At 40.1% G+C, this 16,281-nt stretch carries 12 protein-coding genes; 9 read left to right on the top strand and 3 right to left on the bottom strand.

Annotated features, from left to right (window positions below; genetic code table 11):
- Window positions 1-263: 263 nt before the first annotated feature.
- Entirely contained in the window at window positions 264-1,463 is a 1,200-nt protein-coding gene (locus DQW11_RS03125) for a DEAD/DEAH box helicase (RefSeq protein WP_113922536.1), read from the bottom strand.
- Window positions 1,464-2,132: 669 nt separating this feature from the next.
- Here DQW11_RS03125 and DQW11_RS03115 point away from each other — a divergent pair.
- Window positions 2,133-2,771: a hypothetical protein gene (locus DQW11_RS03115; protein WP_113922534.1), complete on the top strand. Its 639-nt coding sequence runs from the start codon at window positions 2,133-2,135 to the stop codon at window positions 2,769-2,771.
- A gap of 151 nt (window positions 2,772-2,922) precedes the next feature.
- Here the strand turns inward: DQW11_RS03115 and DQW11_RS03110 are convergent, their stop codons facing one another.
- Window positions 2,923-3,792, bottom strand: a complete 870-nt coding sequence (locus DQW11_RS03110; protein WP_113922533.1) for a winged helix-turn-helix domain-containing protein — start codon at window positions 3,790-3,792, stop codon at window positions 2,923-2,925.
- Between the two features lie 124 nt (window positions 3,793-3,916).
- On the opposite strand from DQW11_RS03110, the gene DQW11_RS03105 reads away from it, so the two are divergent.
- The 4 genes from DQW11_RS03105 to DQW11_RS03090 all read left to right on the top strand — a co-directional run bounded on the left by DQW11_RS03105 (window position 3,917) and on the right by DQW11_RS03090 (window position 8,486).
- Entirely contained in the window at window positions 3,917-4,990 is a 1,074-nt protein-coding gene (locus tag DQW11_RS03105; protein WP_113922532.1) for a ligand-binding sensor domain-containing protein, read from the top strand.
- Window positions 4,991-5,117: 127 nt separating this feature from the next.
- Complete coding sequence (locus DQW11_RS03100) at window positions 5,118-6,893, top strand: S41 family peptidase (RefSeq protein ID WP_113922531.1); 1,776 nt, start codon at window positions 5,118-5,120, stop codon at window positions 6,891-6,893.
- Window positions 6,894-7,076: 183 nt separating this feature from the next.
- Window positions 7,077-7,631, top strand: a complete 555-nt coding sequence (locus DQW11_RS03095) for a cupin domain-containing protein (RefSeq protein ID WP_113922530.1) — start codon at window positions 7,077-7,079, stop codon at window positions 7,629-7,631.
- Window positions 7,632-7,637: 6 nt separating this feature from the next.
- On the top strand, window positions 7,638-8,486 hold the full coding sequence (locus DQW11_RS03090) for a helix-turn-helix domain-containing protein (protein WP_113922529.1): 849 nt from the start codon (window positions 7,638-7,640) through the stop codon (window positions 8,484-8,486).
- Window positions 8,487-8,491: 5 nt separating this feature from the next.
- Here the strand turns inward: DQW11_RS03090 and DQW11_RS03085 are convergent, their stop codons facing one another.
- Window positions 8,492-9,385 (bottom strand): Fic family protein, encoded by an 894-nt coding sequence (locus DQW11_RS03085; protein ID WP_113922528.1) that lies wholly within the window; start codon window positions 9,383-9,385, stop codon window positions 8,492-8,494.
- Window positions 9,386-9,975: 590 nt separating this feature from the next.
- Between DQW11_RS03085 and DQW11_RS03075 the strand changes: the two genes are divergently transcribed.
- From DQW11_RS03075 to DQW11_RS03060, 4 genes are all read left to right on the top strand, one after another.
- The gene (locus DQW11_RS03075) at window positions 9,976-10,488 is read left to right on the top strand and encodes a hypothetical protein (protein ID WP_157966016.1); all 513 of its coding nucleotides are present in this window, start codon (window positions 9,976-9,978) and stop codon (window positions 10,486-10,488) included.
- Between the two features lie 210 nt (window positions 10,489-10,698).
- Window positions 10,699-14,379, top strand: coding sequence for a phosphoribosylformylglycinamidine synthase (gene purL, locus DQW11_RS03070; protein WP_113922525.1), 3,681 nt, complete (start codon window positions 10,699-10,701; stop codon window positions 14,377-14,379).
- A gap of 164 nt (window positions 14,380-14,543) precedes the next feature.
- Window positions 14,544-14,927 carry a GxxExxY protein gene (locus DQW11_RS03065; RefSeq protein WP_113922524.1) on the top strand — a complete coding sequence of 128 codons (384 nt, stop codon included), beginning with the start codon at window positions 14,544-14,546 and terminating at the stop codon, window positions 14,925-14,927.
- Between the two features lie 161 nt (window positions 14,928-15,088).
- Window positions 15,089-16,075, top strand: a complete 987-nt coding sequence (locus DQW11_RS03060; RefSeq protein WP_113922523.1) for a GSCFA domain-containing protein — start codon at window positions 15,089-15,091, stop codon at window positions 16,073-16,075.
- The last annotated feature ends 206 nt before the right edge of the window (window positions 16,076-16,281 follow it).

Here is a 16,281-nt window from a genome sequence, read left to right as displayed (position 1 = left end):
TAGTGAAGAGTCTTATAATTTTTAGAGATTCTTCACCTCCGCAAGCTCCGGTTCAGAATGACGTAATTGTCGATATCGTCACCCTGAGTGAAGCGAAGGGTCTTACAAATTTAAAATATGAGATGCTTCACCTCCGCAAGCTCCAGTTCAGCATGACCCTAAACTATTTCAATTTATTTCTATCGTATTTCTACAATATTTCAATCTTATCTGAGTAATTCAAGTATCCAAAAATATCAACTAATATCCATTAATATCAATTTTTAATACCTTCTCCTCTGCCCTTGCTTCGGTTTTTTCTTAGCCAATTCCCCTGCTTTTTCGGATAGGATACCTTTGAAGGGATATGGATGGTCTTCTACGACCGGGATTTTTTTACCGATTAGTTTTTCGATGTCCTTGAGTTCCTTGACAGTTTCTTCATCACAAAATGAGATCGCAATCCCCGAATTTCCTGCCCTGCCTGTTCTACCGATCCGGTGAACATAAGTTTCAGGGATATTGGGCATGTCATAATTGAAAACATTTGCAAGCTCATCGATATCGATACCACGCGCTGCGATATCTGTTGCGATCAAGACTTGGATTTTGCCGTTTTTAAAATCACTCAATGCATTCTGACGTGCATTTTGGCTTTTGTTTCCGTGGATGGCTGCAGTTTTTACATTTTCCTTTTGGAGTTGTTTTACCACTTTATCCGCGCCATGTTTGGTTTTGGTAAATACCAAAGCAGAACCGATTTTCTTCTTTTGCAACAGGTGAAGTAAAAGCTCAGGTTTGTTGCCTTTGTTGACATAGTACAAGTGTTGGTCGATCTTGTCAACAGTAGATGAAGGTGGAGTCACTTCCACAAAAGCCGGTTTGGTCAGGAGTGAATCTGCCAATTTTTGGATTTCGGGAGGCATGGTAGCCGAGAAAAACAAAGTCTGTCTTTTGGCCGGAATGATCGATATGAGTTTTTTGACATCATGAATAAAACCCATGTCAAGCATCCTGTCCGCTTCATCAAGGACAAAAACTTCCAATTGTCTCAGATCAACAAAGCGCTGATTGATTAGGTCGAGTAACCTTCCCGGAGTTGCGACTAGCACGTCCACGCCTCTTTTGAGGGCATTGACCTGATGGAGTTGTGATACACCTCCAAAGATGACGGTATGTTTGATATTGGTGAATTTGCCGTAAGCGGCAAAACTCTCGTCAATCTGAATGGCGAGTTCACGTGTTGGCGTCAGGATCAAAGTCTTGATTCCTGAGCGGATCTGCTTTTTCTCAGCAATGTGTTGGATAATTGGAATGGCAAAAGCTGCTGTCTTGCCTGTTCCTGTTTGGGCACATCCGAGCAGATCTCTTCCCTGGAGAACCAATGGAATCGCTTGTTGCTGAATGGGAGTGGGGGTAGTGTATCCTTCATTGGCGAGCGCCTTGAGGATAGGATCAATAATTCCTAAATTTTTGAATGCCATGTTGGCTGAGTGTAATTGGGCCGATGGAGATGTTGTATGTTCTGTATCAGCGGGGAGATTTATTAAAAGCGGCTTACAACTTGCCGTGCTTTTTTACAAAGTGGGACAAAGGTAGGCTTTTTTTGGGAGGAAAGCACTATGACCTTAACTCACGCAAAGACGCGAAGACGCCAACAAAGTCAGAAGGCTTCAAGCCGTTAGACTTTTTAAGTTAACCTGCTTCTCCAAAAGCTGCATTTACTTGTTTCTCGAGAAGACGCCAAGTTACGCAAGCCAGATGGCTTCCATCTGTTAGACTTTTTCAAATAAATAGCTTCATGCTAAACGGAGAAAACTTAAAGAAAATATTGAATTTCCTGCTAAAATAAATTGGAGGTGAACCAAAGTTGATAAAATATCTGTCCTTATGTTTTTCGATTATCATGCTTCTCCAAAAGCAGGGTTTAATAGTTTCCCGCAAGGAAGCCAAGGCGCAAAGAAATCCAAATTTCTATTTTTCTGATTTTTAATTCAGCGAAGAGGGTATTTCAATGGAATACTTGTCCGTAACAAAAGTTCTTAGAGGCGATTGGATAATTAACTAAAAGACCCTATGTTTAGGTTTATGGAAAAATATCAACAAGTATTGTTGATATACAATTGTTAGCAGCAATATTAAACATCAAAACCATGCTCCGAAATAAAGGACTTGCGACATTTATTCTACTTATACTTTCATTTAATGCACTCGCTCAGACATTTGAAGGTAAAGTGAGTTACAAAACCGAAATAAAAAATACCGACCCGAATCTTCCGGACAGTGTTTTCAATATGATGTACGCTGGGGGACTTGAATTGAAACAAGTATATTACTACAAAGATAATAAGTACAAATCAGTGACAGAAGGACAAGAAGTTAGGTCAATTCAAATTTATGACCCGGTGACAAATAGAATGTATGTCTATACTGACGGTGCAGATATGGCATTTTGGAGCGAAGGAAATAACATTGTTACAATAATGAAATTAGATTTAAAAGAGGACATAATGGGAATACCTTGTAGCGCAGTTTTAATAGAATCAAGTAATAGTCAGATGACACTTTATTATAGTACAAGATTTAAGGTAGACGTGAAAAGAATTAAGGAAGATAATTTCTGGGAAAAATATTTGCGGGAAACAGAAGCAATACCTCTGAAATATATTATTAAAGGAGGGCCCGCTAAGCACTATGTGGTAATGACCGCAACTGAAGTAAAGGAAGAAAAACTAGCAGACGACTTCTTTAAACTTCCAAAATCAATGCAACTTATGAAGAGTTTGTTTTAATACTGCTGCCACCAAAAAGTTTATGCCTGCTGCAGGTGAAGTGAAGTTATAAATTTTAATTTTTTTAATTTCGTTTGTTGTTGTGGGACAGTGAAGCACTTCAAAGACCGACAACTGCTTATAAAACCGTAAATCTTCCCTTCCCCTTCCCTCAACCCACCTGCAAAATATACCCTCTTCCCCGGATGTTTTTGAGTTGGATATTCGGATCGAGGAGCAGTTTCTTCCTGAGTTTGGAGACAAACATGTCTAGACTTCTGCCGACAAATACACCCTCATCTTCCCATATTTCCTTGAGTAAGCGGTCCCGCTCCAGGATTTCGTTTTGGTGGGAAGCAAAAAGTTTGAGTAGCTTGTTTTCTTTTTGGGAAAGTTCGATTTCTTCTTTTCCGATTCTCAAAAGGTAGCTGCCGTAATTGAATTCAAATTTTCCGATAACCATAGATTGGCTTTCGTCAACTTCCTTTTGTGTTTGTCGTTTTGGTGGATTCTTTTTGAAAAGGAACAAAAACCCAAAGGCCAAAATCCCTATGATGATCGGAACCGAAAAGTTTGAAGCTGTTACTTGGTTTGAATCAAACTTGATTTTGATTCTATAGCAATCTTTCGGTTGGATGCGTCCCCGGCACGGAACAAGGGTTTCGTCTTTTTGACCGGACATTTGGTAGCCATATACAATCTGATTGCCTATGCATTGCAGCACATTCACCTGATAGCTGTCTTCAGGATTTTTGGTGACCAATCCTTCCCTCAAACCTGCATGAATCACCTTGACCAAAGTGTCGGGCTCAAATTGGAAGGGACTTTCAAATAAGATAATGAATTCACTGGCACTGATTTTATCGATAGGAAAAACCCGGGAAGTGGTATCCCCTGAAGCAAGCAGGATTTGATGCCCGACATTCCTTAGCCGGATTTCCCGGTTTTCGGCAAATTCATCTGTCTGCCATGGCCAAAGTATGACCATCATCAAAATCATGGAAAGGATTCCGATTCCCGCAGGTTGGAGCAGTTTTTTCATTGTTCAAATTTAAGGTTTAATGTGAGCCAAAAATCAATTTTACCCTGATTTACATTCTTTTTACAAACCATTTACTGTCTCCACTTTGGATAGCCATATGTTTGGGCATTCTAAACCAATAAAAATGAAAAAACACTTCAGATTATTCGTAGGGTTCATTATGGTTGTATGTTGCACTTCCTGTAACCCACAAAATAGGACCGAGTTAGCAACAAACGACAAGACCGAATCCAAATATTTTATTAATTCGGATTCGCCTTCCAGTATCGTCCGAAATATTGAGCAGGATAGAAATGGCAGCATTTGGATCGCTTCTTGGGAGGGAATTTTTCGAACTGATGGAAAGTCATTTACAAACTTCACCAATAAAGTTAGCTCTGCCCGCTTTTTCTCTGTTTTGGAAGATAGCAAGGGGAATATGTGGTTCGGTTCTATCGGTTCGGGAGTTTTTCACTATGATGGAAAAAGATTTAGAAACTTTACTACCGAGGAGGGACTTCTGGATAATAATGTTGTTAGTATTTATGAAGATAAAGCGGGAAATATCTGGTTTGGTGTCTTTGGAGGGGCTAGTAGGTATGATGGAAAATCTTTTCGGAATTTTATCATCCATGAAAATGAGATGGACGAAGACCTAAAGGGCAAAACATTTTCGGAAAGACCCGAATTTGAAGTCAATTCCATTATTGAGGACAAAACAGGCAGACTTTGGTTTGCAACAAGGGGAAATACCTTTGTTTTTGACGGAAAGGCCTTTACCTCAGTATCACATTTAGGCAAACCATTTACAAATGTCCGTTCAGTCATCGAAGATCAAAAAGGCAATATTTGGCTGGGTGGCAATGATGGTTTGTGGCGATATGATGGGAATGTATTCACCAATATTGCAAAGGGGTTTGTTGGGTTTATCTACGAAGATAAAAAAGGAAACATCCTGACAAGTTCAGAAACTTCCGAAGGTTGGGCGCTTTCCCGATACAATGAAAAATCTCTGACAAATAAAATTGCTGTTGTACCTGAAATAATTAAAGCAAATGAAGGGATGGTTTTTGGAATTCTTGAGGCCAACGATGGCAGTATTTGGTTTGGAACATTGGATGGGGTCAAGAGATTTGATGGAAAGACCGTCAATAGTTTTAATGCCATGTCAAGTCAGGAATATTTCTCTAGACTTGTGGCTACAAGAGATAATTGTTAGAGATTTATAGTCTATCCGGTTTCTCCCAAAAGTGGATTTTTATTTCCCGCAAAGGCGCCAAGGCGCAAAGCAAGAAAGAATATAGCCCACAAAGACACGAAGCCACTAAGAAAAGTTTTTATACAACATGAAATTTAACGTCCGGTCAACGATCATCATTTCAATTTTCATCGCGATATCTGCCTGTGGTATGAATACAAATGGCGCTGTGAATACTGAGCTCTCGGACACCAATATTAATCAAAATGAAAAGTTGTCCATTGTTCAAGTATTTAAAGAAAATGAAGACCTGCCAATGAACGAAAGAATTGAACTGTTCTATAAACTTAAAAAAGAAACCCCGACTGCTTATGACTTTGAAAATGAAGAGGCATTAAATTTTTATGGCTATCAATTGCTTTGGAATAATGAAGATAAAGATGCCTTTTTGATCTTTAAAATGTTGGTTTCGGAATTCCCTAATTCATCAAATGTTTATGATAGTTATGGCGAAATTCATCTTAAAATGGGAGATAAAAATCAGGCTTTGATCAATTATAAAAAATCACTCGAACTAAACCCCGATAACTTCAATGCCCAAGATCAAATTGCATTAATACTTGATCCGTCCAAAACACCAGAAAATCCTGCAGATAAGTTTTTAAGGGTGTATGAAGTGGGAGAATATCAGAAGGACTTAGATGAACTAGGCCATAAAATAATCACGACGCATCCAAATGTGTTTAAATTTATTTCTGAAAAAGACTTTAGAAAACTTATTGACGAAAAGAAAAGTCTAATCACACCTACAACAACTTTCGCTGAATTCATATGGCATTGTGATGAAATTATCGCCAGCGTTAATTGTTCGCATACATCGATAAGTGGATTCTATGAGGAACTGGAAATGTTACCTGTAGAATTGAGTTTTCCAATGCAGACTCGTTGGATCAACGACCAATTATTTGTCATAGATCCCATGAACAATGGAAGTCAAGTGAAAATTAAAGAGGAAATCACTAGCATAAATGGATTACCGGTGAGTGATTTAGTAAAAGAAATTTATAAGCATTTACCATCACAAGGAAATATCGAAACAACAAAAAGACATTTATTCAATGTGTGGTCAACTTGCTTAATTCCTTATGCAATGAATTTTCCTGATTCTTACAAGATTATTCTAAAAGGAAGTGAAAAGCCAATAGTTCTGAACAAAGCAGAGGAAAAAAGAATACTCCATACTGACCAATCAATTCAGAACTGTAAAAAGGACTTATGTTTGGAATTCTTGCACAATGACAAAACCGCCTTGTTAACTATTGGATCTTTCGATTATTATAAATTCAGAAATAGTTATCAGTATTTTAAAGATTTTATTGACAGCTGCTTTCTGGAAATCAATTCGAAAAAATCTAAAAACCTTATAATTGATGTTCGACATAATGGAGGCGGCTCATCATCTGCAAGCATTCATTTGTTAAGGTATTTGGTTGATAAGCCTTTCACATATTCTTCTGATGTTCAAATTAAAGGAAAAAATGAAGTAGTTGAAGGTGAGGAATCTGTTGATCCGTATGAAAATCGTTTTGACGGAAACCTCTATTTTTTAATTGATGGTGTTGGCAATTCTACAACCGGACATTTCATGTCGATAGTGAAGGTGCTTAAACTTGGAACTATAATAGGCGAAGAATTGGGATCTAACCAATTTTGTACAGGAGGTGGAAAAACGCTTAGGCTTTCATATACCAAGTTGGTATACACAGTTGCTGAAGATACATACGAATCAATGGCAACCTCACTTCCTGACGAAACAGGAATTCTACCTGATATTTATGTTACACAAAGTGCTGACGAATATTTAAACAAAATTGATGCAGTGAAAGAAAGTGCATTAAAACTTATTGAGAAAAATGAAAAATAATTCCTTACCGCAAAGACTTGCCTGCGTATATTTTCATTTATGTGTTCTTTCTGGTTTTGATTGATTCAAAAGATTGGAAGACATTTTGGTGGATGTTTTTCTAAAGTAAAAACGTCCGATTTTTACCAGCACCATGATCTTGGTTCAGGGTATTTTTGTCCATAACCTTTAACCACAATAATTATGGAACGGAGAAAATTTATTGTCACTACTGCTGCGCTTGCTGCCTTCGGGTCCGATCTGATGGCATTCCCTTTTTCAAAAAATGAAGTAAAAAACGGATTTTTGGTCAAATCCGGTGAGGCGAGATTCGGGAAGCATACACCTTTCAGGGGTGTCAATCCCAACGACCTCAAAATTTCCTCCAAAGACACAGGTGGACAAATGTCAGCATTTGAGTATATTGGAGTGGAAAAAACCGGACCCTCGCTTCATGTTCACTTAGAGCAGGATGAGGTTTTTTATGTAGTAGAAGGAGAATACCTCTTCCAGTTGGGAGACAGTCAGCATCAACTCAAAGCAGGAGACACCATTTTTCTGCCAAGGAATATTCCACATACATGGATTCAGACTTCGGATAAGGGCAAGTTGTTCTATATCCTGCAGCCTGCTTTCAAAATGGAGGAATTTTTCCAAACCATGACGGATCTTGGGCGACCTCCAACAGAGGAGGAAGCGCAGAAGATTTCGCTCACACATGGAATCAAAAATGTAGGGCCGCCACTAACGTTAAAATAGATACAAATGATACTCAGGGATTTTTTGCCCGGTCCTTCTTTGAGAGATTATGTCAGGAAGCATCAGGTCATCAGGTTTGAATTCGGGGCAGGGGCGATAATTCCCGCAAAGGTATATTGTCCCCGCCCTGAAATCTGCTTGATATTTTCCCTTAGAAATACCCAACAAGTCAAATATCCTGGTTGCATGGATTATTCGATCCACTACAGGTGCACAATCAGCGGTTTGCACACAGTAGTCACCAACCGATTTACAGGAAGTGACTTTTGGGTTTTGCAGATCGTACTGCAACCGAGTGCGCTATATTTGCTGACAGGGATTCCGGCCCAAGAGCTTACCAATACTTTTATAGATGCCGAGGATGTTTGGGGAAAAGAAATCAGGATGGTGCATGAACAGATGTGCAACACTGATGGTGTGGAAGAAGTAATCCGAATTGCTGAATTGTTTTTGGAAAGACTTATCAGACGGCCAAAATACAGTTTGCAGGGAATAGATAAGGTGAGTGCTGTGATTTTGAACCAAAACCGGTCGCTTTCTATGGACAAACTTGCTGCCGATTCCTTTCTGAGCAACAGGCAGTTTCAGCGGAGATTTACCGAAAGAACCGGGATCGGCCCAAAGCTTTTCGATAAGGTTGTCCGTTTTGAAAAAGCATTTTTTATGAAAAACGCCAATCCACATTTGGATTGGCTGAGTATTGCTTTGGCCTGTGGGTACTACGATTACCAGCATTTGGCTAAGGATTACAAGTACTTTACCAATCTGACCCCAACCGGGTTTTATGAATTGGATACCAAAGCACCCGAAAGGACTTTTGGGGTCGTGGAGGTCAAGCAGGAGTTATTGGTTTGAGCCATTTATTCAAAATCTATCTCAAAGTATTTCAGAAGGTTTTTATACTGATCTTGGGCTGTGAGACAGGTGTCCAACAAATATTCCCTTACCTGATTCCATTCCTGTAAACCTCTGTAATAAAAAAGTTTCAATTCGTCGGATATGATAAAAGGTACAATGCCATTGGCTAGACATTCTTTAAACATGATTAATCTTCCTACCCGTCCATTTCCATCCTGAAAGGGATGAATCACCTCAAACCTATGGTGAAAATTTAAGATGTCTTCTAGGGATTTTCTTTCTAATTGATGGTAGTCATGGAGTAATTTCTTCATTTCATTTCCTACCTCTTTTGGGTGGCAGGTCTCATTGCCCCCAACCTCATTAGGTAGGAGTTTGTATTTGCCAACATTAAACCAATCTTTACCACTGTCGGAAGTTCCCGATTTTATCAAAAAATGCAATTCCTTAATCATTGATTCAGTGAGTTTGGACTTTGCCTTTTCGATGATGAAATCAATGCTTCGAAAATGGTTAGTAGTCTCTATGATGTCATCAACATTGATGTTTTGATCAGAAACTCCTATTGTATTCGTATCAAAAATAAATCGTGTCTGATCATGCGATAGTTTGCTGCCTTCAATTCTATTGGAATTGTACGTCAAGTCAATTTGAGTTCGATGGTAAATCCCACCCTTTAATTTCATTGATTTTTCAGCCTTTAAGCGATCAAGCAATGGGTTTCCGGTAATTGTTTTGAAATTTATTTTTTTAGAAAACACCGCATCTTCAGGGATATTCCATGTTTTACCTGTAAGAAAAGCTCCTTTAATTTTACCTGAAGTACAATAATGCCTGACAGTCCTCTCAGGAATATTCCATTTTTTGGCAAATTCGTTGACTGAAATGTATCGCATGTAAGTGTTGATCTAAACAATTATCGGCAAAGAAATATTTTATTTTTGTAAAATAGATCATTTTTTGCCGATATCGGCAAGAATTTCTGTTTTACATTGTCCTGCTCCTCCAGAAGCTGGATTATTCAGCTCACGCAAAGTCGCCAAGTCGCAAGACAAGATAGAGTATAGCCTACAAAGACACGAAGCCACTAAGAAAAGTTTTCCTGTTATCCTGCTTCTCCAGAAGCTGGATTATTCGGCACACGCAAAGTCGCCAAGTCGCAAAACAAGAAAGAATATAGCCCACAAAGACAAGAAGCCACTAAGAAAAGTTTTCCTGTTATCCTGCTTCTCCAGAAGCAGGATTTTTCTTGTTTCCCGCCAATCCGCAAAGAGAAAAGTCTTTTTTAAAAATTGATCGAATTCGAAGTCTTTTTCCAAATAAATATCAAAGGATATTTACAGGGATTGGATATCTAACTAAAAGAGATTAGGTTTAAATAATTGAAAAATATCCGCAACTGTTGCATTTTGTATCCCTTAGGGCGTGCAGGAGCAAGAAATTAGTAGAGGAAATCGTTACCAGCAATGCTAAAACAGACAACTCAATGAAAAAAATTGACGATGTAAATCAAGGGGACTTGTTGACATTTAGGACTGCAGATAAGAATTATAAAGTTTTGCTTTGCACGAGTACATATAAGGAAAAAAGTCCTAAAAATTTTACTTTTGCCGCTTTGACTTATGACGATACTGAAAAACCAACTATTGAAAATATTTTAAATTGTGAGTTTTGGGGGATTGCAAATACAAAAAATGAATATTTTAAATATTCTGACAATGAGCTTAATCAAATGTGGACTTTCCATCCCGAGAACAAGCCATACTTTTTAGGTTCATATGGACTTGTCATTTGGAGAAAGGACTTTATGAAATTTAGAGACAACATTGATTATATTGGAAATTTGAAAATTGTTGACAATCTCGACAAAAATGGAAATGGCGGAATGAATGCAAGTGATTGGGATTATATTAAAGACTTTTTTGCCAGCCAAATTTACTCTGCTATGATTGAAAGGGGACAGAAAACATTTAAAGTAAAAGCAGTAACAAAGCCCTAGCATTGGACCTAACAACGAAAAGCATACCCTGTAAAATCTCATTATACCCTTATCCTTCCGCCCTTTTCCTTTTCCCTTTTACCTCTCACCTTCTACCATTTACTTTCCACCCCCTTATCTTTCATCCCTCATCCTTTAAAACATTCCTTTAATCTTTTGACCCAATTGTTTACCTTTGTGGCTTCTTAAAAAAGGCTCCAAAAAACGCTCATGATCCTCTTTTTCCAATCTCCCAAAGCCCTGATTTATGCTGTTCAGGCCAAAAACCCTCTCCCTCAACAAGATATTGACAAACTGAATTGGCTCTTTGGTGAAGCCAATCAAATCCAGGCTGACAAAGTCTCCGGGAAGTTTGCAGGACCGAGAAAGGAAATGATCACGCCTTGGTCTACCAATGCGGTAGAAATCACGGTCAATATGGGGATTTTGGGAATCCAAAGAATGGAAGAATACTTCCTGATTACTGAAAATGACAGCATCGACCCGATGCTTCAAAAAGTATATGAGGGATTGGATCAGGATATTTTTGATATCCATTTGCAACCTGAAAAAATCATTCCGGTCACAGACATCAAAGCCTACAACCAAAAAGAAGGGTTGGCTCTCAGTCAGGAAGAGGTGGATTACCTGGAAGGAGTAAGCAAATCATTGGGCAGGCCTCTGACGGATTCTGAGGTATTCGGATTCAGTCAGGTCAATTCAGAGCATTGTCGCCACAAGATTTTCAACGGCACTTTTGTGATTGATGGGGTTGAAAAAGACAAGACGCTTTTTCAATTGATCAAAGAAACTTCCAAAAGACATCCCAATAAAATAGTATCCGCTTACAATGACAATGTTGCCTTTGTGGACGGACCCAAGGCACAGCAATTTGCGCCAAAAACACAGGATAAAGCGGATTTTTTTGAGACTGAAACCATCCAAACTGTCATCTCCCTCAAGGCAGAAACCCATAATTTTCCGACTACAGTCGAGCCTTTTAACGGTGCAGCTACCGGCGCCGGGGGAGAAATCAGGGACAGGTTGGCAGGTGGAACAGCCTCCATTCCTTTGGCGGGAACGGCTGTTTACATGACTTCTTATCCAAGGTCGGAGGCCGGAAGAAGTTGGGAAAAAGACTTAACCGAAAGGAAATGGCTTTACCAGACTCCGATGGATATCCTGATCAAGGCTTCCAACGGAGCGTCAGATTTTGGAAATAAATTTGGTCAGCCCTTGATCTGTGGATCGGTTTTGACCTTTGAGCATGAGGAAGATGGTAAATCGCACGGGTTTGACAAAGTCATCATGCTGGCAGGTGGAGTGGGATTTACAAGGAAAGAATACGCCAAGAAAAACGAACCTAGCAAGGGCGACAAAATCATCGTCATGGGCGGTGACAACTACCGCATCGGGATGGGAGGAGGAGCGGTTTCTTCCGTGAATACAGGGGAATTCAGCAATGCCATAGAGTTGAACGCCATCCAACGTTCCAATCCGGAGATGCAAAAGCGGGTTTCCAATGTGATCCGCGCGATGGCTGAGTCTCATGAGAATCCGATCATTTCCATCCATGACCACGGAGCCGGTGGCCATTTGAACTGCCTTTCGGAATTGGTGGAAAGCACCGGAGGAACGATCCATTTGGACAAATTGCCGGTTGGCGACCCCACACTTTCTGCGAAAGAAATCATCGGAAACGAATCTCAGGAACGAATGGGATTGGTGGTGCATGAAAAGGATGTGGCTACACTTCAGCGGATTGCAGAGAGAGAAAGAGCCCCTTTTTATGTCGTTGGAGAAACGACAGGAGACATGCATTTCAAATTCGAAAATTTTGAAACAGGTGAGAAGCCTGTCGATTGGGATTTGGCCTATATGTTTGGAAGTTCACCAAAAACCATTTTGGAGGATACTCCGGCAACGACAGATTACGAAGAACCAAAATACTCAGCCAAGGAGCTGAAAACATATATTGAGCAGGTTTTGCAATTGGAAGCTGTGGCTTGCAAGGATTGGTTGACCAATAAAGTTGACCGTTCTGTCACAGGACGAGTGGCCAAGCAGCAGACCACGGGAGAAATCCAATTGCCCTTGAATAATGTGGCCGTGATGGCTTTGGACTTTACAGGAGAAAAAGGAATTGCAACTTCCATCGGTCATGCACCGGTTGCGGCCTTGGCAAATCCTGAAGCAGGATCTAGGTTGGCGATCGCCGAATCTTTGACCAACTTGGTTTGGGCACCGATTACAGACGGTTTGGCTGGGGTTTCACTCAGTGCAAACTGGATGTGGCCTGCCAAGAATCCCGGAGAGAATGACAGGCTTTACCGAGCTGTTGAAGCTATTTCAGACTTTTCCATAGCTTTGGGAATCAATGTGCCGACAGGAAAAGACTCCCTTTCCATGACACAGAAGTATCCCGGAGGCAAGACGGTTTATTCGCCTGGAACAGTTATTATCTCCACAGTAGGGGAATGTTCAGTTCCGAAAATGACTGTTTCTCCGGATTTGAAGCCTATTGCAGGAAGCAAGGTTTATTACATTGATTTTTCAAAAGACACTGCCAAATTGGGTGGTTCCAGTTTTTCACAGGTGTTGAATACCATCGGAAACGATACACCGGATGTGAAGGACAACCAATATTTTGCGAAAGCATTTACGGTGATCCAAAAGCTGATCGAAAAGGGCGAAATTCTTGCCGGTCATGATATTTCCTCAGGAGGGATGATTACTGCTTTGTTGGAAATGTGCTTCCCATCGACTCAAGTTGGTCTGAAAGTGAAAACCGAAAGATTGGCTGAAAAGGACATTGTCAAAGCTTTGTTTTCCGAAAATCCGGGTGTGCTGATTCAAGTGGCAAATCCGGAAAGAACACGGGCCGTTTTGGAAAACCATGGTGTGGAATTTATTTCATTGGCGGAAGTGACCTTGGACGGAAAAGTGGAGTTGTCAGGAATTGATCTGACATTGGAAGTTGCCGGCATGAGAGATACATGGTTTAAGTCATCTTACTTGCTTGACAAAAAGCAAAGCGGAGATAAACTCGCTTTGGAGCGGTTTACCAACTATAAAAAACAACCATTGGCATACAACTTTGGAGAGAACTGGAAAGGAACCTTAGATGCCTTTGGTTTAAACCCATATAGAAAAGAAGCCTCAGGAAAGCGTGCCGCCATCATCCGTGAAAAGGGGGTCAACGGTGACCGGGAGATGGCTTATTCACTGTGGTTGGCAGGTTTTGACGTGAAGGATGTTCACATGACAGACCTGATTGCAGGACGTGAAAACCTTGAAGATATACAGATGATTGTTTTTGTGGGTGGATTTTCTAATTCCGATGTATTGGGTTCTGCCAAAGGTTGGGCCGGCGCATTCCTGTATAATGAAAAAGCGAAACAAGCCTTGGACAATTTCTATGCAAGAAAAGATACCCTGAGTTTGGGTGTTTGCAACGGTTGTCAACTGATGGTGGTGCTTGGGCTCGTTACGCCTGACCATGATGTCAAGCCAAAGATGCTGCACAATGCAAGCCATAAGTTTGAATCGATCTTTGTCAATGTGAATGTTCCTGAGAATGAATCTGTGATGTTCAAATCCCTTTCCGGTAAAAGATTGGGTGTTTGGGTAGCACATGGAGAAGGAAAATTCCAATTGCCAAAACCCAAAGACGCTTACCAAATCGGCATGACGTACAGCTATGAAGGCTATCCAGGCAATCCAAACGGTTCGGATCACGCAGTAGCGGGAATTGTATCCGAAGACGGCAGGCACTTGGCGATTATGCCGCACATCGAAAGATCACTGAAACCCTGGAATTGGCCATATTATCCTTCCGACAAATCAAGCGACGAAGTCAGTCCATGGATAGAGGCTTTTGTGAATGCTTATCAATGGGTGGGAAAACATTAAGTGTCCCGCAAAGGCGCAAAAACGCAAAGGAAAAGTAAGAATTATATAAACAACCAGATTTTTGCGAAGGCACTAAAACGCCAAGAAAAAGTAAAGAAGACATGCCTATTTAGTTTTGGCATGTCTTTTTTATATTTTAGGTGGTATTTTAAACCACTTTGAATATGTCAGAGAATGAACTTGCAAAAGAAGCTGTCGACATTGCTTACCAAATTCATACACATTTGGGACCGGGACTTTTGGAAAGTGTTTACGAGGAAGCTTTTGCTTATGAATTGACAAAAAGAGGAATTCTTTTTACCAGACAGGAGAAAGTAAAAATTTACTACAAAGAAATTGTTTTGGACAAGGGTTTTAGGGCGGATTTAATATTAGAAGACAAACTTTTGATCGAATTGAAATCCTGCGAAAAAATTGAAAGTGTTTTTCATAAAGTCATTCTGACCTATATGAGGTTAAAGAATATCAAACTTGGGTTACTGATCAATTTCAATGTAAACCTGATTAAAGATGGGATTTACAGAAAAGTGAATGGACTCGAGGAGTAGTTGTTTTTTCCTTTGCGTTTTTGCGCCTTTGCGGGATATAGATTTTAGCAACTAATTTGTGAATTACTTTTTCTTTGCGCCTTTGTGCCTTTGCGGGAAACTCAAAAAATTTTTGCGCCTTTTCCCTAAGGATTTGTGGGCTTTCTTTCTAATTTTATCCCATGCTTTGGACTACTTCTTTTGATATCCCTGAGGGGGAAAGTAAGATTAATCACCACAAACCAATCTTTTCTATCGGTTCTTGTTTTTCGACCATGATCGGGGAGAAATTGGCCGAAAGAAAGTTTCCCATTCTCAATAATCCCTTCGGAACGCTTTTCAACCCCTTCTCCATCGCTCAAGTAATGGAAGATGCCGCATTGGAAATGCCGATCAATACGGACATGATTTTGGTCAGGGATGGATTGTACCTGCATTTTGGGATGCATTCTGATGTTGTGGCTTACAGTCAGGATTCTTTAGAAAGGTTGATCCATAAAAAGCAACAGCACACCAAACAGGTTTTGGAAAATGCATCTCATATCCTGATCACTTTTGGTACCGCCTGGATTTATGAATATGGAAATGATGGTCAGATTGTGGCCAACTGTCACAAGCAGCCTGCAGATCTATTTGAAAAGAGATTGCTTCACCCTGATGAAATCCAAAAAGCGTTTAGTGGTTTTTTCAATATTCTGAGGCAAATCAATCCCGATGTACAGGTATTGTTGACCGTCAGTCCTGTCAGACATATCAAAGACGGCATTCCTGAAGACAGGTTGAGTAAATCCATCCTGCGATTAGCAGCCCATGACCTCACCGAAACCTATGATTTTGTGCAGTATTTTCCTGCCTATGAGATCATGATGGATGATTTGCGGGACTATCGTTTTTATAAGGAAGACATGATCCATCCCAATGCGCAGGCTGAAGAATATATTTGGGAAAGATTCAAAACCGCTTGGGTTGATCCAAAGACTTTCCCTTTGATTTTGGAATTTGAAGGGATCAAAAGAGACCTTGCCCACCGTCCATTCAATCCGGACAGCCCGGCCCATATCAAATTTTTAGACAATCTTCAGAAGAAATTGGAACGATACAGCCGGGATTTTGATTTTTCAAAGGAAATGGACTTGTTGAGAAAACAGGTGCATTCGAGGGGGAAGTGAGGGGAGGTTGGAAGTTTGAAGTAGGAAGGAAGGAAGTTTGAATCAGAGTAAATACTGGTGTTTTTGACCGATGACGGATGACCGATGTTGGGATTTGGGTAGGGTAGAGGCTCTTTTTTTTGTTTGTAATCTTAGAGAAACAAACTCAAGGAGATTCTTCGTTTCACTTTAATTGACCTTCATTCGTCACCCTGAGTGTAGCGAAG

Origin of the sequence: Cognataquiflexum aquatile (assembly GCF_003316845.1) — a bacterium.
Classification (GTDB): domain Bacteria; phylum Bacteroidota; class Bacteroidia; order Cytophagales; family Cyclobacteriaceae; genus Cognataquiflexum; species Cognataquiflexum aquatile.
Note: the sequence above shows the minus strand (reverse complement) of the source record. Positions and strands in the feature narration are given on the sequence as shown.